This window comes from Streptomyces sp. NPDC059455, from assembly GCF_042750115.1.
Taxonomy (GTDB): domain Bacteria; phylum Actinomycetota; class Actinomycetes; order Streptomycetales; family Streptomycetaceae; genus Streptomyces; species Streptomyces endocoffeicus.
In genome coordinates this window covers 1-21,865 of sequence record NZ_JBHYVB010000002.1, presented here as the reverse complement: position 1 = coordinate 21,865, position 21,865 = coordinate 1, and the positions used below count along the sequence as shown (strand labels likewise).

The 21,865-nt window shown below is 71.4% G+C and carries 21 protein-coding genes and 1 pseudogene; 17 read left to right on the top strand and 5 right to left on the bottom strand.

Translation table 11 applies throughout. The features are described 5' to 3' along the window. Positions 1–170: 170 nt before the first annotated feature. From ACFXB5_RS00975 to mug, 10 genes and pseudogenes are all read left to right on the top strand, one after another. On the top strand, positions 171–1,238 hold the full coding sequence (locus ACFXB5_RS00975; RefSeq protein WP_385201153.1) for an integrase core domain-containing protein: 1,068 nt from the start codon (positions 171–173) through the stop codon (positions 1,236–1,238). A gap of 141 nt (positions 1,239–1,379) precedes the next feature. Continuing rightward, positions 1,380–1,838, top strand: a complete 459-nt coding sequence (locus ACFXB5_RS00970; protein ID WP_385201151.1) for a hypothetical protein — start codon at positions 1,380–1,382, stop codon at positions 1,836–1,838. 171 nt (positions 1,839–2,009) lie between these two features. Further along, positions 2,010–2,630: a Chromate resistance protein ChrB gene (locus ACFXB5_RS00965; RefSeq protein ID WP_385201149.1), complete on the top strand. Its 621-nt coding sequence runs from the start codon at positions 2,010–2,012 to the stop codon at positions 2,628–2,630. Positions 2,631–2,645: 15 nt separating this feature from the next. Further along, complete coding sequence (locus ACFXB5_RS00960; protein ID WP_385201147.1) at positions 2,646–3,068, top strand: YkvA family protein; 423 nt, start codon at positions 2,646–2,648, stop codon at positions 3,066–3,068. A gap of 231 nt (positions 3,069–3,299) precedes the next feature. Next, positions 3,300–3,789: pseudogene (locus tag ACFXB5_RS00955) on the top strand (fluoride efflux transporter FluC). Continuing rightward, positions 3,786–4,142 carry a DUF190 domain-containing protein gene (locus ACFXB5_RS00950; RefSeq protein ID WP_385201145.1) on the top strand — a complete coding sequence of 119 codons (357 nt, stop codon included), beginning with the start codon at positions 3,786–3,788 and terminating at the stop codon, positions 4,140–4,142. Before ACFXB5_RS00955 ends, ACFXB5_RS00950 begins: the two are co-directional and overlap by 4 nt. Continuing rightward, positions 4,139–4,513 (top strand): fluoride efflux transporter CrcB, encoded by a 375-nt coding sequence (gene crcB, locus ACFXB5_RS00945; protein WP_385201143.1) that lies wholly within the window; start codon positions 4,139–4,141, stop codon positions 4,511–4,513. The genes ACFXB5_RS00950 and crcB overlap by 4 nt, the downstream gene beginning before the upstream one ends. After that, positions 4,510–5,736 (top strand): MFS transporter, encoded by a 1,227-nt coding sequence (locus ACFXB5_RS00940; RefSeq protein ID WP_385201141.1) that lies wholly within the window; start codon positions 4,510–4,512, stop codon positions 5,734–5,736. The genes crcB and ACFXB5_RS00940 overlap by 4 nt, the downstream gene beginning before the upstream one ends. Positions 5,737–6,202: 466 nt before the next feature. Continuing rightward, entirely contained in the window at positions 6,203–7,636 is a 1,434-nt protein-coding gene (gene purB, locus ACFXB5_RS00935) for an adenylosuccinate lyase (protein WP_385201139.1), read from the top strand. Positions 7,637–7,644: 8 nt separating this feature from the next. Next, positions 7,645–8,199 carry a G/U mismatch-specific DNA glycosylase gene (gene mug, locus ACFXB5_RS00930; protein ID WP_385201137.1) on the top strand — a complete coding sequence of 185 codons (555 nt, stop codon included), beginning with the start codon at positions 7,645–7,647 and terminating at the stop codon, positions 8,197–8,199. Positions 8,200–8,372: 173 nt separating this feature from the next. On the opposite strand, the gene ACFXB5_RS00925 is transcribed toward mug, so the two are convergent. Next, positions 8,373–8,993, bottom strand: a complete 621-nt coding sequence (locus ACFXB5_RS00925; RefSeq protein WP_385201135.1) for an L-threonylcarbamoyladenylate synthase — start codon at positions 8,991–8,993, stop codon at positions 8,373–8,375. Positions 8,994–9,102: 109 nt separating this feature from the next. Next, complete coding sequence (locus tag ACFXB5_RS00920; RefSeq protein ID WP_385201133.1) at positions 9,103–9,543, bottom strand: hypothetical protein; 441 nt, start codon at positions 9,541–9,543, stop codon at positions 9,103–9,105. Between the two features lie 149 nt (positions 9,544–9,692). Here ACFXB5_RS00920 and ACFXB5_RS00915 point away from each other — a divergent pair, with 149 nt between their 5' ends. Continuing rightward, positions 9,693–10,913, top strand: a complete 1,221-nt coding sequence (locus tag ACFXB5_RS00915) for an ROK family protein (protein WP_385201131.1) — start codon at positions 9,693–9,695, stop codon at positions 10,911–10,913. A gap of 98 nt (positions 10,914–11,011) precedes the next feature. Here the strand turns inward: ACFXB5_RS00915 and ACFXB5_RS00910 are convergent, their stop codons facing one another. Further along, positions 11,012–11,755 (bottom strand): GntR family transcriptional regulator, encoded by a 744-nt coding sequence (locus ACFXB5_RS00910; RefSeq protein WP_385201130.1) that lies wholly within the window; start codon positions 11,753–11,755, stop codon positions 11,012–11,014. A gap of 200 nt (positions 11,756–11,955) precedes the next feature. On the opposite strand from ACFXB5_RS00910, the gene ACFXB5_RS00905 reads away from it, so the two are divergent. From ACFXB5_RS00905 to ACFXB5_RS00885, 5 genes are all read left to right on the top strand, one after another. Continuing rightward, positions 11,956–12,702, top strand: coding sequence for an SDR family oxidoreductase (locus ACFXB5_RS00905; protein ID WP_385201128.1), 747 nt, complete (start codon positions 11,956–11,958; stop codon positions 12,700–12,702). A 145-nt stretch (positions 12,703–12,847) separates the two neighbouring features. After that, a complete protein-coding gene (locus ACFXB5_RS00900; RefSeq protein ID WP_385201126.1) occupies positions 12,848–13,678 on the top strand; it encodes an alpha/beta fold hydrolase in 831 nt (276 codons plus the stop codon). 160 nt (positions 13,679–13,838) lie between these two features. Next, on the top strand, positions 13,839–15,434 hold the full coding sequence (locus tag ACFXB5_RS00895; protein ID WP_385201125.1) for an alkaline phosphatase D family protein: 1,596 nt from the start codon (positions 13,839–13,841) through the stop codon (positions 15,432–15,434). A 109-nt stretch (positions 15,435–15,543) separates the two neighbouring features. Next, positions 15,544–16,077 carry a DUF1990 family protein gene (locus ACFXB5_RS00890; RefSeq protein ID WP_385201123.1) on the top strand — a complete coding sequence of 178 codons (534 nt, stop codon included), beginning with the start codon at positions 15,544–15,546 and terminating at the stop codon, positions 16,075–16,077. Between the two features lie 123 nt (positions 16,078–16,200). After that, a complete protein-coding gene (locus ACFXB5_RS00885) occupies positions 16,201–17,478 on the top strand; it encodes a GNAT family N-acetyltransferase (RefSeq protein ID WP_385201122.1) in 1,278 nt (425 codons plus the stop codon). A gap of 349 nt (positions 17,479–17,827) precedes the next feature. Here ACFXB5_RS00885 and ACFXB5_RS00880 read toward each other — a convergent pair whose 3' ends face one another. Beyond that, complete coding sequence (locus tag ACFXB5_RS00880) at positions 17,828–18,967, bottom strand: RNA-guided endonuclease InsQ/TnpB family protein (protein WP_385201120.1); 1,140 nt, start codon at positions 18,965–18,967, stop codon at positions 17,828–17,830. A gap of 294 nt (positions 18,968–19,261) precedes the next feature. On the opposite strand from ACFXB5_RS00880, the gene ACFXB5_RS00875 reads away from it, so the two are divergent. Beyond that, complete coding sequence (locus ACFXB5_RS00875) at positions 19,262–20,944, top strand: DUF885 domain-containing protein (RefSeq protein WP_385201119.1); 1,683 nt, start codon at positions 19,262–19,264, stop codon at positions 20,942–20,944. Positions 20,945–21,097: 153 nt separating this feature from the next. Here ACFXB5_RS00875 and ACFXB5_RS00870 read toward each other — a convergent pair. Further along, on the bottom strand, positions 21,098–21,865 hold a 768-nt coding region (locus ACFXB5_RS00870), incomplete at its 5' end, for an SbcC/MukB-like Walker B domain-containing protein (RefSeq protein ID WP_385201117.1).

The following is a 21,865-nucleotide window of genomic DNA, read 5'->3' as shown; positions in this document are numbered from 1 at the left end:
ACTCACCGTGCTGCAGCGACAGACCGACAAACGGAAGCTGACCTGGCCAGACCGTGCACTGCTGGCCGCCCTCCTACATCGCCTCCCCCTGTGGGGTTCCATAATTATGGCCAAGCCTCGCGACCAGCAAAGATCGATGGAGCCTCACTGATCGGGCAGGATCGTAGTCTGTGTCCTTGCGCCTGCTCTACCTGCTCGCCACTCGGCTACTCAGCTGGTTCGTGCTACTCGGCCGTTCCTCCGCATCCAAGGACGTCGAGCTACTCGTGCTCCGCCATGAGGTAGCCGTGCTGCGCCGCAGCACTCCGAGGCCGCGCTTGACCTGGGCGGACCGCGCGATCCTCACCGCTCTCGTCCGTCTTCTGCCGAGAAAGCTGCGCGCACAGAGACTGGTTACCCCCGGCACGCTCCTGCGCTGGCACCGCCGCCTGGTGGCACGAAAATGGACCTATCTACACAAGGTCGGCCGCCCTCCTCTCGACGAAGCAATCGCCACGCTCATCGAACGGCTCGCAACAGAGAACCCGTCCTGGGGGTACAAGCGGATCCAAGGCGAGCTGATGGGGCTCGGTCACCGCATCGGTGCCTCCACCATCCGCAGAGTCCTCAAACATCTGAACATACCGCCAGCACCCAAACGGCAGACCGACACGACATGGCGACAGTTCCTGCATACCCAGGCATCGACCATGCTCGCCGTCGACTTCTTCCACATCGACTGTGCCCTCACCCTGCGACGCCTTTACGTGTTCTTCGCGATCGAGGTCGGCACCCGCTACATACACATCCTGGGCACCACCTCCCATCCCGACGGCCCCTGGACCACCCAGCAGGCACGCAACCTCCTCATGGAACTGGGCGACCGAGCCTCCGAGTTCACGGTCCTGGTGCGGGACCGGGCCGGGCAGTTCACCGATGCGTTCGACGCCGTCCTCGCCAGCGCCGGCATCACGGTCGTGAAGATCCCTCCGCGCAGCCCCCGCGCGAACGCGTACGCGGAACGATTCGTACTCACCTTCCGCTCCGAGGTTACTGATCGCATGCTCATCCTCGGCCGGCGCCACCTTCGCACCGCGCTCAACGAATACGCCCGCCACTACAACGGGCGAAGACCCCACCGCGGACGCCAACTCAAACCGCCCCGACCCGACCTTCCCATCGCCGACCTCTCGCAAGAACGGATCAAGCGTCGACCCGTTCTCGGAGGACTTATCAATGAGTATGAAAGGGCCGGATAAGTTCGCAGGTCAGTGCGGCGGCCCTGTTTTGGAACCCCACAGGACATCGACGAGGCCATCGCCACCGCCAGCACCCCAGACGTCCGGCTCATCGTCGCCCTTGCCGCCGTTCACGCGGCACGGCCGAAGATGATCCGCACCATGAAGTTGGAGGACATCGACCTGGGCAACCGGCGCATCACCGTCGGCGGTCACGTCCGCCCACTCGACGACCTCACCCACCGTGCTGTCCTGGACTGGCTCAGCCACCGCCGCAGTCGCTGGCCGAACACGGCCAACCCTCATCTGCTGATCACCCAGAAGACCGCCGTCGAACTCGGCCCGGCCGGCAAACTCTGGACCACCCGGGCCAACCGCAACCTCACCGCCACCCTGGAACGGCTCCGCGTCGACCGCCAACTCGAAGAGGCCCTCACCCACGGCGCCGACCCGCTCCACCTCGCGCTCGTCTTCGGCATCGACGAGAAGACCGCCATCCGCTACGCGGACTCGGCCCGGCAACTTCTCCAAGCCGACCTCGAAGCCGATCCCGCGTGTTCGCCACGAACCCACGGGTCAACCCCCGACAATGGCACCCGCAGACCCTCGGGTTCCCGCTGAAGAACCTTCAGTTTCCGCGAACTCGCGGGGATCGAGGCCCCGGACTCCTACCTCTGCCCCCAGGGGAAATGTAGCTGTCAGTGATCCTCTGGCTGGCGGTCTCTGGGTCCGGTAGCAGGGTGGGCGAGGTCGGTCTCCTCTGCGTCTCAGGATGAATGTTACGGTCGTTACATGAACGCCGAGACGGTCGTAGCGCAGGACCGATTCCTGCTGGTGACGGTCAGCACCGCCGACGCCCCGCCGGCCACCCGCGTACGGGTCTGGCGCAAGCTGCGCTCCCTGGGCGCGCTCTACCTCCAGCAGTCGGCGTGCCTGCTGCCCGACCGTGACTTGGTGCGCCGCCAGGTCGCGCGTCTGCTCGCCTCCGTGCGCGCCGACGGCGGCACTGCCCGCCAGCTGACCGTCGACGTCACCGACCCCGCCGAGTACGCCCAGCTCGTGGCCGAGTTCAACGCCGAGCGGGACACCGAGTACGGCGAAGTCGTCGAACGCGCCCCCGGACTCCTGGCCGAGCTGGAGAAGGAGACCGCCCGGGGCAACGCCACCTACGCGGAGGTCGAGGAGTCCGAGGCGGACCTGGAACGGTTCGACAAGTGGCTCGCCAAGATCGCCGCCCGCGACTACTTCGGCGCCCCTGGCCACGTCATGGCCCGAGAAGCGGTCGAACGGTGCCGCACGGCGCTGACCGCCTTCGAGAACGCCGCCCTCGCCGCACAGGCCGACACCCACCCCGCCGACCAGGCCACGACCAGCGCGCTGCCCGCATCAGCGACGCTGCGCGCAGTCGAATAGAAACAAGGTCATCACATGTGGTGGGACATACTCCTCGCAATCGCCGCCGGCCTGCTGGCCACCTGGCTCGCCCTGCTCATCGCCCTGCTCGTCATCCGCCCCAAGGGCGCCCTCCTGGGCGAAGCCGTACGGCTCCTGCCGAACCTGGTCCGCCTCCTGCGCCGCCTGGCCGCCGACAAGACCCTGCCCCGCAGCGTCCGGATCCGCCTCGGCGCGCTGATGGTCTACCTGGCCCTGCCCATCGACCTGATCCCCGACTTCCTGCCGGTGATCGGCTACGCCGACGACGCCATCATCGTCGCCTTCACTCTGCGCTCCGTCGTACGCCGAACCGGGATCGACGCCGTACACGCGCACTGGCCCGGCACCGACGACGGCTTCGCCGCCCTGTCACGCCTCACCGGACTCCACCGCGCGGGCCACACCCCCACCGACTGACAACGGCCTTCAGAGCGCAACACTGCGCTTGTCAAAGTCGTGAACGAAGCCAGTCCGCTGGCCTCGGGCGGCGGGCCGGTAGGCTGGTGGTCTGCGGCAGCCTGTGTGGCCGCTGCGCGGTGGTGGGACTCGCCGTACCCGAACCGCGGCACCGGTGCCGCCAACAGTCCCTACTTGTGACCAGATGTGCCCGCATGCCCGGGCGCCACACGAGTAGGAGACCAACCGGCGATGGAAACCCCACGCGACCGGGCCATCGAGCCCACGGATCCCGACATCGATCTGTCGGTGCCTGCCCAGCGCCACGAGCCGGCCCGAGGGCAGACACCCGTGCCCGTGATCGCGGTGGTAGCGGTCGGCGGCGCGCTGGGGGCCACCGCCCGCTATGGAGCCTCCCTGCTGTGGCCCACTCCAGTCGGCGCCTTCCCCCTGGACCACGCTGCTGGTGAACGCGGTCGGGTGCGCGGTGATCGGCGTGTTCATGGTGATCATCTCGGATGTGTGGGCCGCGCACCGACTGGTGCGGCCCTTCTTCGGCACCGGCGTGCTGGGCGGCTTCACCACCTTCTCCACCTACGCCGTCGACATCCAGCACCTGGTGCACAGCGGCCATGCCCGCACCGGCCTGGCCTACCTGGCCGCCACCCTGCTCGCCACGCTCGCGGCCGTGTGGGCGGCGGCTGCGACCACCCGCCGCCTGATCTCCTGGAGGACGACATGACACGGCTGCACGGCTCCGCGCTACGGGTGACGATCTTCATCGGGGAGTGCGACACCTTCCACCACAAGCCGCTCTACAGCGAGATCGTCCACCGCGCTCACCGGGCCGGACTCGCCGGCGCGAGCGTGTTCAAAGGCATCGAGGGCTTCGGCGCCTCCTCCCTGATCCACACCAGCCGCCTGCTGTCGCTGAGCGAGGACCTTCCGGTCGCGATCGTCATCGTCGACGAGGAGGCCCGCATCCGTGCCTTCCTGCCCCAGCTCGACGAACTCGTCACCGAGGGGCTGGTGATCCTCGACGAGTGCGAGGTCATCCGCTACGCCGGACGCCACAAGGAGGGGAGGGCCCGGTGAACTGGCTGCTGGTGGTGGCCGGCGCGACGGCCGGGGCGCCGCTGCGCTACCTGACCGACCGCGCCGTACAGACCCAGCACGACACCGTCTTCCCCTGGGGCACCTTCGCCGTCAACGTCACCGGCTGCCTCATCCTGGGCCTGCTCTCCGGTGCGGTCACCTACGGCGCCGCCTCCCACTCCCTTCAGATGGTGCTCGGCACCGGCTTGTGCGGGGCGCTGACCACCTACTCGACGTTCTCCTACGAGACGCTGCGCCTGGCCGAGGACAGGGCGCGCCTCTTCGCCGCGGCCAACGTGATCGCCGGCGTGGTCGCCGGGCTCGGTGCCGCGTTCGTCGGCACGGCCTTCGCGCAGGCGGTGTGGGCATGAAGCCGGTCACCGGGGTCGAGACCGCGGTGGGCAGACCGGTGGGGATGCGGCCGTGGCGGTTCGTGGTGTGGTTCGGTGCGGTCAGCCTGCTGGCCAACTTCGTCTACGAAGGCGCCCGCTCCGTCACCGGCCCCCTGCTCGCCTCACTGGGCGCATCTTCCCTGGTCGTGGGCGTCGTCACAGGCGCCGGTGAGGCGGCGGCACTCGGGCTGCGGCTGGTCTCCGGGCCGCTTGCGGACCGCACCCGCCGCTTCTGGGGCCTGGCGATCGCCGGGTATGCGCTGACGGCGGTCTCGGTGCCGCTGCTGGGTGTGGCGGGGGTGCTGTGGGCGGCCTGCGTCCTGGTGATCGCCGAGCGAGTCGGCAAGGCGGTGCGCTCTCCGGCCAAGGACACCCTGCTCTCGCACGCCACCGCGGCCACCGGACGCGGAAAGGGTTTCGCCGTCCACGAGGCCATGGACCAGATCGGCGCCCTCGTGGGCCCGCTGCTCGTAGCCGGGATGCTCGCGCTCACCGGCGACGACTACGCCCCCGCTCTGGGCGTCCTGGCCGTGCCCGGCGTGGCGGCCCTGGGACTGCTGGTCTGGCTGCGCTCCCGCGTCCCCGACCCTGAGGCGTACGAGCGTGAGGCGGTTGCGAAGACGCCGCCAGCCGCACCGGCGGGCCGCCTGCCGACGACGTTTTGGACGTATGCGGCGTTCACCGCCGCCACCACCGCCGGGTTCGCCACCTTCGGCGTGCTCTCCTACCACCTCGTCCAACGCCACCTGCTGACCACCGCCTGGGTGCCCGTGCTCTACGCCGGCGCCATGGCCGTCGATGCCGTCGCCGCGCTCGCGACCGGCTGGCTGTACGACCGGCACGGCCCCCGCGTCCTGGTGGCCCTGCCGGTACTGACCGCCACGGTCGCCGCCCTGGCTTTCACCAACACGATCGCGGTGGCCGCGGCCGGTTCGCTGGCGTGGGGCGCGGCCATGGGCATCCAGGAATCCACCCTGCGCGCCATGGTGGCCGACCTGGTGCCCTCCGGGCGCCGGGCGACCGCCTACGGCATCTTCGCCGGCGTCGTCGGCGCCGCCAGCCTCGCCGGTGGTGCGCTGACCGGCGGCCTGTACGGCTACTCCATCCCCGTGCTGATCACCGTGGTCGTGGTCATCCAGGTCCTCGCCCTGGCCCTCCTGGCCGTCACTACCGCCCGCCGCACCAAGGCCGGGGCAGGGTGAGGTGGGCTATCGGGGCCTTCCCGGCCCGCCGCCTCACCTGAGGTCAACGATCCAGCCGCCCGCTGGCGACGCCGGGGCACGGGTCTCCAGAATGCCGACCCGGCCGCACCGTCCGCCGCCGACCGGGCGGTTTCCGCCTCGGGCGCGGTGCGGGGGCCGGGCACTGTGGCCGCCGCGGCGGCGGCGAGGTGGGAGTTCATGTCCAGCTCGAACCAGCCGTAGAGTTCACGTGGGCCCAGAACAACGGGGACAGGGCCCGCCGGTCGGCGTCGGTGAGCCGGTTCCGCCAGATCAGGTGAACACTCCGCAACGAGAACGCGCGCGTCAGCCCAGAACAGTCGCCACACATCTCACAGTCGTCTCACACACTGTTCGCGTCGTACTCGCCTGAGAGCCTCCGACCTGGACGTTCTCGGACTGTGTGGACGTGAACAACCGCCGTGGACGATATGTAAACTCTGTGCACGTGACTGGTAAGCCGCGCATTCCGAACGTCCTGGCCAACCGCTACGCCTCCACGGAGCTGGCCGTCCTGTGGTCCCCCGAGTACAAGGTGACGCTGGAGCGGCGGCTGTGGCTCGCCGTGCTCCGTGCCCAGAAGGACCTCGGAATCGAGGTGCCGGACGCCGCCCTCGCCGACTACGAGCGGGTCCTGGAGACCGTCGACCTGGCCTCGATCGCCGAACGGGAGAAGGTCACCCGCCACGATGTGAAGGCCCGCATCGAGGAGTTCAACGCCCTCGCCGGCCATGAGCACGTCCACAAGGGCATGACCTCCCGCGACCTCACCGAGAACGTGGAGCAGCTCCAGATCCGGCTCTCCCTGGAGCTGGTTCGGGACCGTACGGTCGCGGTGCTGGCCCGGCTCGGCAAGCTGGCCGCCGACCACGCCGAGCTGGTGATGGCCGGGCGATCGCACAATGTCGCGGCGCAGGCCACCACGCTCGGCAAGCGGTTCGCCACCACGGCGGACGAGCTGCTGGTGGCGTACGAGCGGCTGGAGAACCTGCTGGGCCGCTATCCGCTGCGCGGCATCAAGGGCCCGGTCGGCACCGCGCAGGACATGCTGGACCTGCTCGGCGGCGACGCGGCGAAGCTGGCCGAGCTGGAGCGGCGGATCGCCACCCACCTGGGCTTCGGGCAGGCGTTCACCTCCGTCGGCCAGGTCTATCCGCGCTCGCTGGACTACGACGTCGTCACCGCGCTGGTGCAGCTGGCCGCGGCCCCGTCCTCGCTGGCCAAGACCATCCGGCTGATGGCCGGGCACGAGCTGGTGACCGAGGGCTTCAAGCCCGGCCAGGTCGGCTCGTCCGCGATGCCGCACAAGATGAACACCCGCTCCTGCGAGCGCGTGAACGGCCTCGCGGTGATCCTGCGCGGCTACGCCTCGATGACCGGCGAACTGGCGGGCGACCAGTGGAACGAGGGCGATGTCTCCTGCTCGGTGGTGCGCCGGGTCGCGCTGCCGGACGCGTTCTTCGCCTTCGACGGGCTGCTGGAGACCTTCCTGACCGTGCTCGACGAGTTCGGCGCCTTCCCCGCCGTCGTCGCCCGTGAGCTGGACCGCTACCTCCCCTTCCTCGCCACCACGAAGGTGCTGATGGGCGCCGTACGGGCCGGGGTGGGCCGCGAGGTCGCCCATGAGGCGATCAAGGAGCACGCGGTGGGCGCGGCGCTGGCGATGCGCGAGCGGGGCGCCGAGCGCAATGAACTGCTCGACTCGCTCGCCTCCGATGAACGGATCCCGCTGGACCGGGCCGCGCTGGACGCCCTGATGGACGACAAGCTCTCCTTCACGGGCGCGGCCGCGGACCAGGTGGGCGCGGTGGTCGCCAGGATCGAGGAGATCGTCAAGGAGCGCCCGGAGGCCGCCGCCTACGCTCCCGGCTCGATCCTCTGACACCGGCGATGACCCCCGCGCCGACCCCCGCCGAACTGGAGGCCGCCCGCGACCGCCTCGTCCCCGATGTGGTCGCGGACGGTCTGCGCGTCCTCTTCTGCGGTATCAACCCCGGGCTGATGACGGCCGCCACCGGCCACCACTTCGCCCGCCCCGGCAACCGCTTCTGGCCCGCCCTCCACGCCTCGGGCTTCACCCCGCGGCAGTTGCACCCGTCCGAACAGTCGGAGCTGGTGCGTCACGGCCTGGGCATCACCAATGTGGTGGCGCGCGCCAGCGCCCGCGCCGATGAGCTGAGCGACGAGGAGTACCGGGAGGGCGGCCGAATCCTGGAGGAGAAGGTGCTCCGGCTGCGGCCGCGCTGGCTGGCGGTGGCCGGGGTCACCGCCTACCGGGTGGCGTTCGGCGACAAGAAGGCGAAGATCGGGCCGCAGACGAGGACCATAGGCGAGACCCGGATATGGGCCCTGCCGAATCCAAGCGGCCTCAACGCGCACTGGACGCTGCCCGCCATGGCGGAGGAGTACGGCCGCCTGCGCGCGGCCGCGGAGGCCGACGACTAATCGACTACCACTACAGGGACGCCCAGACCCCCGCCGTAGAGCGCGCGGCGGACCGCCCCTTCCGGGCACCGCACGGGCGGCTGGTCCGGAAGTGCGCCGCCGCGGCTGCCGGTCCCGCTGCGCCCGCGGTTACGCCCGGACACCTGAGACATGAGTTGATGCCGTCGGCGCGGTCACTCGAACCGTGCTGTGTCGCCTGCCCCTCGACGTACGATCTCGGCTTCGCCGCCGGACAAGTCGATGACCGTGGTCGGCTCGGTGCCGCAGTCACCCGAGTCCACCACGGCGTCCACCACGTGGTCGAGCCGTTCTTTGATCTCCCATCCCTGCGTCATCGGCTCGTCCTCATCGGGCAGCAGCAGGGTGCTGGAGAGCAGCGGCTCACCGAGGTCGGCGAGCAAGGCCTGAGTGGCGGCGTGGTCGGGAATCCGGACTCCGACCGTCTTTTTCTTCGGGTGCAGCAGCTGCCGCGGCACCTCCTTCGTCGCCGGGAGGATGAAGGTGTAACTGCCGGGCGTTGCTGCTTTGATCACGCGGAACACGTCTTTGTCGACGTGCACGAACTGGCCCAGCTGCGCGAAGTTCTGGCACATCAGCGTGAAGTGGTGACGCTCGTCGAGGTTCCGGATCGACCGGATCCGGCCGATGCCGTCACGATTGCCCAGTCGGCATCCCAGTGCGAAGCAGGAGTCCGTCGGGTAGGCGATGAGCGCGCCGGAACGGATCATGTCAGCCACATTGCTGATGGTGCGCTGCTGTGGATTATCGGGATGCACATCGTAATACTTCGCCATCCGCCGAGCCTATGCGATCAGGACTCCCCGGTCGCTTCGTGCCCCGGACGCGGCCGAGCCCGACGATGACGACATCGACGAGCCGTCGCGCCCAGCGCCGGAGGGGGCGTCATATCGTGCCCTCCTCCCCTATCGCCACCAGCAGCTGGAACGGCAGCTCGCGGTCGCCCTGCCCGACCCCCAGCCCGACCCAGCGGCCGTCGACGCGCCAGACGCGCAGCTCGGGTACGTAACCGCACAGGGTGTCCAGCGGGGGCGGGACCGGCTCGCCCATCGCCGAGCGCTCCAGGGAGTCGGTCAGGTCGAGGACGTCGGGGGCGCCCCACCGTAAGGTCAGCACCTGGTCCAGCGCGCTCAGCTCGGCCTCGAACTCCTCCAGCACCTCCTCGACCCGGGTCAGATCCGCGTCCCAGAAGTCCTCGCTGACGCGGAGGTCGGCGACATGGAAGCCGGGGCCGCTCTCCACCCATCCGTCGGCGGTCCGCTGCGCGGGGAAGTCCCGCACGCGCAGTTGATCGATCGTGGTCACATGGTCCGCCGTACTGGTCATGGTGTCAGTAAACCGTGTAGGTCGGACATCTGGCCGCCCGTCAGATGACCTGCGCGACGGCCGGGCGGCCCGAGCTGGGAAGGGGCACTCGCCGCCTCCGCGCCCAGCGGATACGATCCGGCAGATACGCACTGGGAGGGAGGCCGACGTTGGGGCGGCTCACCGGCGGGGATCCGTCTCTGCTGCGACGCATCAACTCCGCCGTGGTCCTGCACGCGCTGCGCGCGGCGACCGCGTCCGACACCGCCACCGGGGGTGGCCAGGACGACGCGGGCGGCTGCGCCGGGAGCGCGAGCCTCACCGATCTGACCCGGGTGACCGGGCTGTCCCGGCCCACCGTCGAAGGGGTGATCGACGGGCTGGCCGACAGCGGTCTGGTGGTCGAGGTGCCCGCCGAGGAGGGCGGTGTCCGCCGCCAGGGCCGCCCCGCGCGCCGCTTCCGCTTCCGGGCCGAGGCCGGGCATCTGCTGGGCATAGAGATAGGGCCGCACCGGGTGGCCGCGCTCCTGTCGGACCTCGACGGACACGCGCTCGGCTCGATCGTGCGCGAGGTGTCGGAGAAGGCGTCCGCGGACGAGCGGCTGGAGCGGGTGCGCACCACCGTCGCGGATCTGCTGCGGCGCGCGGGGGTGGCCCGGTTCTCGCTGCGCGCGGTCGGGGTGGGCAGCCCCGGGGTCGTCGAGGCCGACGGCACCGTCCATCTGTGCACCGCGCTCCCCGGCTGGACCGGGCTGCCCCTGGGCGAGCGGCTGCGGCGGTCCTTCCGCTGCCCGGTGCTGGTGGAGAACGACGCGAACACGGCCGCGGTGGCCGAGCACTGGAAGGGCGCGGCGGTCGGTTCGGACGATGTGGTGTTCGTGCTGGCCGGGTTGAGCCCGGGGGCCGGGTCGTTGATCGGCGGGCGGCTCCACCGCGGCTTCGGCGGCGCCGCCGGGGAGATCGGGGCGCTGCATCTGCTGGGCCGGGAGGCCGCCCCGGAGGAGGTGCTCTCCACGACCGGGGAGCCGCTGAACCCGCTGGACGAGGCGCAGGTGGCGCATGTCTTCACGCTGGCCCGGGACGGCGACGTGCGGGCGCGCGCGGCCGTGGACCGCTTCGTCCGCAGGCTGGTGCACGACACGGCGGCCCTGGTCCTGGCGCTGGACCCCGAGGTCGTGGTGGTGGGCGGCTGGGCCGCCGGTCTTGACGGGGTGCTGGCCCCGCTGCGCGATGAGCTGTCGCGCTACTGTCTGCGGCCCCCGCAGGTCACGCTCTCGCTGCTCGGCGAGGCGGCGGTGACCACGGGGGCGCTGCGACTGGCCCTGGACCATGTGGAGCAGGAGCTCTTCGCGGTCGACAGTACGGTGACGACCCGCCGCGCGAGTCACTGAGGCGGGTCGCACGGGGCGCCGTTTCGGGAGGCGTACGGACGGGAGGCCTACGGCGCGGTGGCGCGAGGCGGGACCGGATCGCGCGGGGCGGGACCGGATCAGCCCGCCAGCAGCTCCTCGCCCGCGTCGCCGAAGGTGAGCCGGCAGGTGTCGGCCCGGTACGTGGCCACGGCGACGGCCGCGGTGCGACCCTGGGCCACATAGCGGGTGGTCACGAGGAGGACGGGGGCGCCGGGCAGCCGGTCGAGCTCCTTGGCGTCGTCCGCGCGGGCCGAGCCGAGCTCCACGGTCTGCTCACGGCCCTCCAGCTCCAGCCGGCGCAGCTCGCGCAGCACGGCGCGGGCGCGGGCCAGCCCGCTGGGGGTGTCGATGGCGGCGAGGCCGGGGACGGACTCGGCCGGCACGTACATCAGCCCGGCGGCGAGCGGCTGGCCGTGGCTCATCCGGGTGCGGCGCACCCGGTGGACCGGGGTGTCGGGGTCGATCTCCAGCAGCCGGGCGACCTCGGCGGGCGGGGCCACCTCGGTGCTGTCGACGGTCTGCCAGGTGTTCTCGCCGGAGGCGTCGGTCCAGCCGTGGGCGTATTCCCCGACGGCCACGCCGACGCGGGGCGGGGCGACGGTGGTGCCGACGCCGCGGCGGCGCTGCAGCCTGCCCTCCAGCTCGAGCTGCTCGAGGGCCTGTCGGAGGGTGGCGCGGGCGACGCCGAAGCGGGCGGCCAGCTCACGCTCGTTGGGCAGGATCTCGCCGACCGCGAACTCCGAGTCGAGTGCGTCGCTGAGCACGGTCTTCAGATGCCAGTACTTGGGCTCTGGCACCGATTCCAGCTGCGTGGTCCCCACCCTGTCCCCCTCGATTCCGACGGCCGACGATCCCGCGCGCCTTCACAGTTATGCGCGCTTCTTTATTAAAGGTTGTTGCAGTATCAATGCGACCATAAGGCGGCGTGCGTACTTGGTCAAGACCAATCCCTGACCGGTTATCGTCGGTGACCGTAGGAGCGGGATGCGTCACGGGCGGGAGCTGAGCTGAGCTGATGGGGATGGACCAGGTCACGGTGGTCACAGGGGGCAGTCGCGGCATCGGCGCGGCGGTGGCGGTGCGGCTCGCGCGCGCCGGGCACAGCGTCGCGATCGGCTACGAGCACGCCCGGGACGCGGCGGAGCGGTGGGCGGCGGCGGTGCGCGCGGAGGGTGTGCGGTCGATGACCGTCCAGGCCGACACCAGTGACGCGGAGCAGGTCGAGGCGATGTTCGACCGGGTGCGGGAGGAGCTGGGCCCGATCACCGGTCTGGTCAACAACGCCGGGATCACCGGCCCGTTGGGCCGTTTCACCGAGACCTCACCGGAGGTGATGCGCCGCGTCGTGGACGTCAATGTGACCGGGGCCCTGCTCTGCGCCCGTCGCGCGGCGCGCGAGATGTCCACGCGCCACGGCGGGCAGGGCGGCGCCATCGTCAACATCTCCTCGGGCGCGGCGACGACCGGCAGCCCCGGGGAGTATGTGCACTACGCGGCCAGCAAGGCGGCGGTCGACGCGATGACCGTCGGGCTGTCGAAGGAGCTGGCGGCGGAGGGGATCCGGGTCAACTCGGTCCAGCCCGGGATGACGCTGACCGACATCCACGCGCGGATGGGCGACCCCGAGCGGCCGTGGCGCGTCCAGGGGCGGGTGCCGATGGGGCGGCCTGGCGAGCCGGAGGAGATCGCGGGCGCGGTGGCGTGGCTGCTGTCGCCGGAGGCGTCGTACACGACGGGGGCGGTGCTGCGGGTCGCGGGCGGGCTGTAGCGGCGTTCGCGGTCGGCGGCGTTCGGTTGCGCGGGCATCGGCCAACGGCCAACGGCATCGGGCCTACCCTCCGGTAACTCTTGCTGACATGCTGTCTCATACGCCGCGTACGCCTGCCGGAACGCCGATCGTGAGGAGCCATCCGATGCCCGCGTCCCTCTCCTTCTCCGTCGCCACCCCCGGCGGCCCCCGCACCGCCCGGGTCGTCCACGAACGGCGCGGCGCGGGACGGCCGTTGGTGCTGCTGCACGGCATCGGCCACCACTGGCAGGCATGGGAGCCGGTGCTGGACATCCTCGCCGTCGACCGCGATGTGATCGCCGTGGATCTGCCCGGCTTCGGGGCGTCGGACGCGCTCCCGGACGGCATCCCCTACGACCTCGACGGCGTCATACCCGTGCTCGACGCGCTCTTCGGGGCCCTCGGCGTCAAGCGCCCGGACGTGGCCGGGAACTCGCTCGGCGGGCTGATCGCCCTGGAGCTGGGCCGGCTCGGACTCGTCCGGTCCGTCACGGCGCTGTCCCCGGCCCGGTTCTGGACCGAGGCCGAGCGCCGCTACGCCTTCGGTGTGCTGTCCGTGATGCGGGCCGGGGCGCGGGCGCTGCCGCCGCCGATGGTGGCGTGGCTGGCCCGCGGCGCGGCCGGACGGGCCGCGCTGACCGGCGCCATCTACGCCCGGCCCACGCGGCGTTCACCGGACGCCGTCGTCGCCGAGACGCGGGCGCTGCGCGAGGCGGTCGGCTTCGGCGCCACGCTGGCCGCCGGGAGCTCCGGGCTGTTCACGCACGACATCCCCGATGTCCCGGTCACCATCGCCTGGGGCTCGCGCGACCGGCTGATGCCGCGCCGCCAGGGCGTCCGCGCCAAGCAGGTGATCCCCGGCGCCCGGCTGGTCCGCCTCCCCGGCTGCGGCCATGTGCCCATGAACGACGATCCCGCGCTGGTCGCCCGCGTCATCCTGGACGGCAGCCGCTGACCGCCCCGCCCGACTCCATACATCACCCTCCGTACCGCACGCCGCCGGGGTCTTTACTCCGGGTGGTCGCGCCGTTGTTCACTGGGCGTTCGTAAGAGCGGCATCTTGCACCGATAGCAAACACAGGAGCACAGCAGTTCTACGAGCGACGGAGGGCACCATGGGGCGGCAATCGGGCAGAGGGATCGGACGGCGCACGGTATTGCAGGGATCGGCGGCCGCCTCGGCGGCGATCGCGGTGCCCACCGTGGCATCGGCCGCCGCGTCGGCCGCGTCCGGCGGCGCGCCCGCTCAGGCGCTGTCGGGGCGTCCGAGCGCCCAGTGGGGCGTACAGGTGGGCGATGTGACGACGTCGTCGGGGCTGGTGTGGGTCCGCTCCGACCGTCCGGCCCGGATGATCGTGGAGACCTCCGCGACCGAGTCCTTCGCGCGGGCCAAGCGCTGGCACGGCCCGCTGGTCGGCCCGGGCACCGACTTCACCGGGCGCACCGCGCTGCACGGTCTGCCCGCCGGGAACCAGGTGCACTACCGGGTGCTGCTGGCCGACCCGGAGGACCCGCGCCGCACGAGTGAGCCGGTGCACGGGACGTTCCGCACGGTTCCCGAGCGCCGTAAGGGCGTGCGTTTCGTCTGGTCGGGCGATCTGGCGGGCCAGGGCTGGGGCATCAACCCGGACCACGGCGGCTACCGCATCTTCGAGGAGATGCGCCGCCGCGAGCCGGACTTCTTCCTGTGCAGCGGCGACAACATCTACGCGGACGGCCCGATGACGGAGAGCGTCAAGCTGCCCGACGGCTCCACCTGGCGCAACCTCATCACCCCGGAGAAGACCAAGGTCGCCGAGACGCTGGACGAGTACCGCGGCAACTTCCGGTACAACCTGCTCGACCCCGCCCTGCGCCGGTTCCACGCCGAGGTGCCGACCATCACCCAGTGGGACGACCACGAGGTGCTCAACAACTGGTACCCGGGCGAGATCCTGGTCGACGACCGCTACACCGAGAAGAACGTCAACGTGCTGGCGGCCCGCGGGCGCCGGGCGTTCGCCGAGTACTTCCCGATCAGCACGCTGCGCCCGGACGCGAGCGGCCGGGTCTACCGGGTCCAGCACCAGGGCCCGCTGCTGGACGTGTTCGTGCTGGACTGCCGTACGTACCGCGACCCCAACTCGCCGAACCGCCAGCCGGAGGACGCCCAGGGCATCCTCGGCGCCGAGCAGCTGGCGTGGCTCAAGCGCGAGCTGTCGCGGTCGCGCGCGGTGTGGAAGGTCATCGCCTGCGACATGCCGCTGGGCCTGGTGGTCCCGGACGGGAGCACCGACTTCGAGGCCGTCGCGCAGGGCGACCCGGGCGCCCCGCTCGGCCGTGAGCTCCAGATGGCCGACCTGCTGCGGCACATCAAGCACCAGAAGATCACCGGCACGGTGTGGCTGACCGCGGACGTCCACTACACCTCGGCGCAGCACTACGACCCGTCGCGGGCGGCGTTCAAGGACTTCGCGCCGTTCTGGGAGTTCGTCTCCGGTCCGCTGAACGCGGGCGCCTTCCCGGCGGTCAAGCTGGACGGCACGTTCGGCCCCGAGCAGCCCTTCGTCAAGGCGCCGACGGTGGCGAACGTCTCGCCCGCCGAGGGCTTCCAGTTCTACGGCGAGGTGGACATCGACGGCGACAGCGCCGAGATGACGGTCCGGCTGCGCGAGGACGGCGGCAAGGTGCTGTTCACCAAGGTGCTGCGGCCGGGGCTGGTCGGCCAGTAGCCGCGTTGTGCGGTGCGCGGCCCCGTACGGTACGCCGACGGGGCCGAGCACCGTAAGGCCGCCGCGTTCCCGCGCCGCGCACCGTAAGGCCGCCGCGTACCGTACGGGCATGGGATCCAGCGACGCCCCCGGCCCGGTCTCCCGGCTCACCTATCCGGAGGTGGGCGCCACCCGGCGGTGGCCACTGCCGTCCGGCTATCGCCATCTGCGGGTGCGGACCCGTGTCGGCCACGGGCGGGCCACGTTCGAGGCGGCTGGGCGGGCGGTCATGGACTGGCGGATGCACCGCGCGGTGGGGGTGTCGATCCGCGCCGCGGATCCGGTCGCCACGCCGGGGCGGCCGGTCGTGGTGGGCCTGGGGGTCGGGCGGCTGCGGCTGCGCGCGCCGTGCGAGGTGGTGTGGACGCTCGCGGAGGAGTCGCGGACCGGCTTCGCGTACGGCACGCTGCCCGGTCATCCGGAGCGGGGCGAGGAGTCGTTCGTGGTGGAGCTGGTACCGGATGGCTCGGTGGTACTGACGGTGACGGCGTTCAGCCGTTCGGAGTCCTGGTTCGGCCGGGCCGGAGGGCCGCTGGTGCCGCTCTTCCAGCGGGCGTACGCACGGCGGTGCGGCAGTGTACTGCGCAGGTGGGCGGTAGGGTGACGGAACCTCAGGCTTCAACCTTTTGATTTCGGACAAAATAAGCTTCTGTTACCAGATGCACCCTTAACCCATAGGTCACAGTCTGTTCGTGATCACGCAACACCTTTGCGCAAGGGTGTTTGTATGACATTCCGAGCGACCCCCGAGCCCCCTCACCGGCACCGCCCCCGCTGGCGGCACGATCTGGTCGCATGGTGGTCACGGCGCCAGGGCCACGCACCGCCGGGCAGCTCACGCTCGCCCGCGGCCGACGCCCACCCCGCCCACGCCGCGGGCGCCCCGGAGACCACGGCCCCCGAGGCCACCACGCTGTGGCGGATGCGCACGACCGTACGGGACGAGCCGGGCACCCTCGCCGTGCTGTGCGCGGCGCTGGCCGGGCACCGGGTCGACATCCTGGCCCTGCAGACCCATCCGCTGACGGACGGCACGGTGGACGAGTTCCTGCTGCGCGCGCCCGAGGCCCTGCCGTCCGACGGGCTGACCGACGCCGTCGCCGCCGCGGGCGGCCGTGACACCTGGGTCGAGCGGGCCGACACCCACGACCTGGTGGACGCGCCGACCCGGGCGCTGACCCTGGCCACCCGCACCGCCCTGGACGCCGCGGAACTCCCGCTCGCCCTGCGCCAGCTGTTCGGCCGCTGCACCATCCACTCCGTTCCCGCCAAGTCCCTCAGCGGACGGTCGCTGGACAGCACACCGCCCGCCGAAGGTGTCCTGGAGGAGACCGTGATGCGGCTGCGCGACCCGTCCGGCGGCGCGATCATCATCGAGCGGCCGTATCTGCCGTTCACCCCGACCGAGTTCGCCCGGGCCCGCGCGCTGGTCGAGCTGGACGCCCGGCTCGGCCCGCGGATCCCGCACGACGGCGATGTGCTGACGCTGCCCGAGGGCAACGCCATCACCGTGCGCCGCGCCGACACCGGCGACCTGGCCGCCGCCCGCGAGATGCACGCCCGCTGCTCCTCCGACACGCTCGGCCGGCGCTACCACGGGCCGGTCGGCGACGCCGACCGCTACCTCGCCCATCTGCTGAGCCCGCGCTTCGGCCGCACCCTGGCCGCGTACACCGCCTCCGGGCGGCTGGTGGCCCTCGGCCATCTGCTGTGGGACGGGGACGAGACCGAGGTCGCGCTGATCGTCGAGGACGAGTGGCAGCGCCGCGGCGTCGGCGGGGAGCTGCTGCGGCGGCTGGTGGCGAAGGCCGCCGAGACCGGCTGCGAGAGTGTCTACGCCGTCACCCAGTCGGCCAACACCGGCATGGTCGCCGCGATGCGCGCCCTCGAGCTGCCGCTGGACTACCAGATCGAGCAGGGCACGCTGGTGATCAGCGCCCGCCTCGACCCGGCACCGGCACCCGAGCCAGCCCTTCCGCTGCCGGCCCCGCCGCACGCGCACTGAGCCCGACCGGGGCCCCGTGCCCCGCCCGGCGGGCGTCGCGCCCCGCCGGGCCGCCGTCAGAAGGGCCTAGCGCCCGGTCCAGATCGCGCCACGGATCGTGGCCGAGGGGGACCGCCGCTCCTCGGGGATCGGCGACCGGCTGCTGCGGATGTCGTCCGGGCTCGAGGACTTGACCTCCTCCGATCGCCCTTGAAGGGCGAGGATTCTCCGTCTGTGGGTGGTCCTCGTAAGGTGAGGACCACCCACTCCGGGCGGGTTCCTGCTTCCTCCCCACGTGAGCGGGGGTTGTGCGCGCTGCCGGGCTGATGCCTGGTCTTACGTGCGCTCCGCAGGCGTTTACTCGCCGCCGTTACCGGCGTGAGGCCCCCGGTCCGGGGGTGGGTGGTGCTGTCTTGCCGACCGCGAGGATGCGACGGCCTTCGTGTCGTACGTTCTCCCCCGCGTTCCAGTCCCGGCAGTGCCGGACCTTGCAGCTCAGACACGTCCAGGTGCGGACGTGCAACGGCTTGGGTCCGTCGCGGTGTCCGCAGGCCGAACATATCTGGGAGCTGGGGAAGTGGCGAGCGACCCTGACGAACTGCCGTCCCCTGCGTGCCGCCTTGTACTCCAGCAACATCACGAACTGGGACCAGCCCGCGTCGCGCACGCTCTTGGCCAAGCGGCCACGCGCCATTCCACTCACGTTCAGGGTCTCCGTGAAGACGGCTTGGTTCTCGCTCGTCAGCTTGTGGGACCACTGGTGGTGGAAGTTCCGGCGCGCATCAGCCACGGCGGCGTGAGCGCGACCGACCTTGATCCGGGCCTTGTCCCGGTTGTTCGATCCCTTCTTCTTCCGCGACAGCTCCCGCTGCCGCTTCTTCAGCTTCTTCTCCGCCCTGCGCAGGTACTTCGGCGAGGCGATGTGCGAGCCGTCCGCGAGCACCGCGAAGCGGGCCAGGCCAAGGTCGATGCCTTGATCCCCGTCGGCCGGAGGAAGAACGTCGGCCGACGGGTCGGTCTCTACCACGAAGGACACCCAGTACCGGCCGGACCGGTCCTTGATCAGCGTCACCGACGACGGAACCGAGGGAAGATCACGGGTCCACTTGATCCGCACATCGCCGATCTTCGGCAGCCTGAGCTTGCCACCGGCGAGGACCTTGAAGCGGTCGGAGACGGTGAACCGTGCGGTCTGTCGGTTGTCCTTACGGGACTTCCGGCGCGGCGGCTCCGCCTTCGGGCCGTGGCGCTTGCCGGCCTTGGAGTCCTCGTGAGCCTTCCATGCTTTGTCCAGGTCACGGAGAGTCTGCTGGAGCACACCGACCGGCGCATCGGCGAAGAATGCCCGCTTAGGCGTCTTCTTCGCAGCAGTGATGAGCAGCTTGCCCAGCTCGGCGGCCTTCGGGATCGCCCAGTACGGGCCTTCGGCCGTGCGGTGCTTGGGGGCACCGAGCCGCTTGTTCGACACCTTGCGCAGCTTGGTGATCGACAGGGCGTCGTTCCAGACCACGCGCTTACATCCGAACACGCGGGCCCGCTGATGCGCTGACCTGGCGCCAGGTAGGCGCGGTACTGGAAGCGGAGCTGCACAACGATCACCCTACTAAGTTAGGTTATAGCCGCCCATCAGAACATCTGTACGGACTGAAGTCCTGTACTCCCACGCCAGCATCGTGGTGGCGGTGGCCGAGCCCCTGCTGCCGCCCGCCCCGGGCGGCCCGTCGACGCCGTAGGACATCTGTCCCCGCACGTCACACCCCCGTGGTGCTGACGCCGCACCCCGGAACGTACGAGGATGGGCCGCATGTCCGATACCAAGAACGCTCCGCTGCCCCGTCAGGTCGCCGACACCTACGTCGACGCCCTCATCGAACTCGACCCGATCACCGGCACCTATCTGGGCGTTCCCGAGAGCTCCCGGCGTCTTCCGGACTTCTCCCCCGAGGGGGCGAAGTCCATCGCCGAGCTCGACCGCACCACCTTGGACCGGCTGGCGGAGGCCGAGGCACGCCCCGGCGCGGACAACGACGCCGAGCGCCGCTGCGCCCGGCTGCTGCGGGAGCGGCTGACCGCCGAACTCGATGTGCACGAGGCCGATGAGCACCTGCGCGCGGTCAGCAACCTGAGCTCCCCGCTGCACTCGGTGCGCGGCATCTTCACCGTGATGCCCACCGAGACCGAGGAGGACTGGTCGGCGGTCGCGGCCCGGCTGCGCGCCGTACCGGCCGCACTGGAGGGGTACCGCGCCTCGCTCGCCGAGGGGCTGCGGCGGAACCTGCCGGCCGGCCCCCGGCAGGTGGCCACGGTCCTCGAGCAGCTGGCGGAGTGGATCGGAACAGACGGCGGCTGGTTCGCGGACTTCACCTCCGAGGGCCCCGACACGCTGCGCGGCGAGCTGAACGAGGCGGCCGCGGCGGCCACGGGCGCTCTGGTCGCGCTCCGCGACTGGCTGCGCGACACCTACGCCCCGGCCATCGAGGACGCGCCCGATGTGGTGGGGCGCGAGCGCTACCGCCGCTGGGCCCGGATGTGGAACGGCACGGACCTCGACCTGGACGAGGCGTACGCGTACGGCTGGTCGGAATTCCACCGGATCCACGCCGAGATGCGCACCGAGGCCGAGAAGATCCTGCCCGGCGCCAACCCGTGGGAGGCGCTGCGCCACCTCGACGCCCACGGGGCCCATATCGAGGGCGTCGAGGAGACGCGGGTGTGGCTGCAGGAGCTGATGGACGAGGCCATCGAGCAGCTGGACGGCACCCACTTCGACCTGGCCGAACGGGTCAAGCGGGTCGAGTCGATGATCGCCCCGCCGGGCAGCGCGGCGGCGCCGTACTACACCCAGCCGTCGGTGGACTTCTCCCGCCCCGGCCGGACCTGGCTGCCCACGATGGGCGAGACCCGCTTCCCGGTCTACGACCTGGTCTCCACCTGGTACCACGAGGGCGTACCCGGCCACCATCTGCAGCTCGCGCAGTGGGCGCACGTCTCCGACCAGCTCTCCCGCTACCAGGCCACGGTGGGCATGGTGAGCGCCAACGCGGAGGGCTGGGCGCTGTACGCGGAGCGGCTCATGGACGAGCTGGGCTATCTGTCGGACCCGGAGCGGCGGCTGGGCTACTTGGACGCGCAGATGATGCGGGCGCTGCGGGTGATCGTCGACATCGGGATGCACCTGGAGCTGGAGATCCCCGCCGATTCGCCGTTCCACCCCGGTGAGCGGTGGACCCCGGAGCTGGCGCGCGAGTTCTTCGGGCTGCACTGCGGCCGTCCGGCGGAGTTCCTCGACAGTGAGCTGGTGCGCTATCTGGGCATGCCGGGCCAGGCCATCGGCTACAAGCTGGGCGAGCGGGCCTGGCTGACGGGGCGGGAGGCGGCCCGTAAGGCGCACGGCGACGCCTTTGACGCCAAGAAGTGGCACATGGCGGCGCTGTCGCAGGGGTCGCTGGGGCTTGACGACCTGGTGGAGGAGCTGTCGGCGCTCTGAGCTCGATGCGCCTTCCGCCCCTCTCCAGGGTGTCCGGCGCGTGGCAGGGGCTTCGCCCCTGGACCCCGGGGTCTGGGGCGGAGCCCCAGTTGCGGGAAGGGGCGGGTAGGGGAAAGCAGCCCGCCGCAGGCGTACGCGTACCGCCGGACACCTCTAGTGCGCGGCGGCCGACCGATGCCGTACTGCCGAGCCCTGGCGGCTCTTGACGACCTCCAGCTGGGCGGGGACCCGCCGGCGCAGATCGGCGACATGGCTGACGATGCCGACCGTACGGTCGCGTTCGCGCAGCGAGTCCAGCACGTCCATCACCTCGTCCAGGGTCTGCTCGTCGAGGCTGCCGAACCCCTCGTCGATGAAGAGGGTGTCCAGGCGGACCCCGCCCGCCTCGTCGGTGACCACATCGGCCAGGCCCAGGGCGAGCGCGAGCGACGCGGAGAAGGTCTCGCCGCCGGAGAGGGTGGCGGTGTCGCGTTCGCTGCCCGTCCAGGCGTCGACGACATGCAGTCCGAGACCGGAGCGGCCGCGCCCGCCGGAGCGGGCGTCGGAGTGCACCAGGGTGTAGCGCCCCGAGGACATGTGGCGCAGCCGTACGCTCGCCGCCGCCGCGACCTGCTCCAGCCGGGCCGCCAGCACATACGCCTCCAGCCGCATCCTGCGCTCGTTGTCCGCGGAGGTGCCCGCCGCGAGCGAGGCGAGACGGGCGATCCGGTCGTGCTCCGCGCGCAGCGGGGCGAGCCGGCGGGCGTCGGCGACCGCCTGCGTGGACAGCGCGTCGAGCTCCTCGCAGCGGGTGCGGGCCGCGGCGTCCCCGGCCGAGGCCTCGCGCAGCGCGCGGGTGGCCGCGTCGGCCGCCGTCCGCGCCGCCGCGGGGTCGGCGGGGGGGGCCGGCGGCGGCGGGGGCACCCGGGGGGGGGGGCGCGC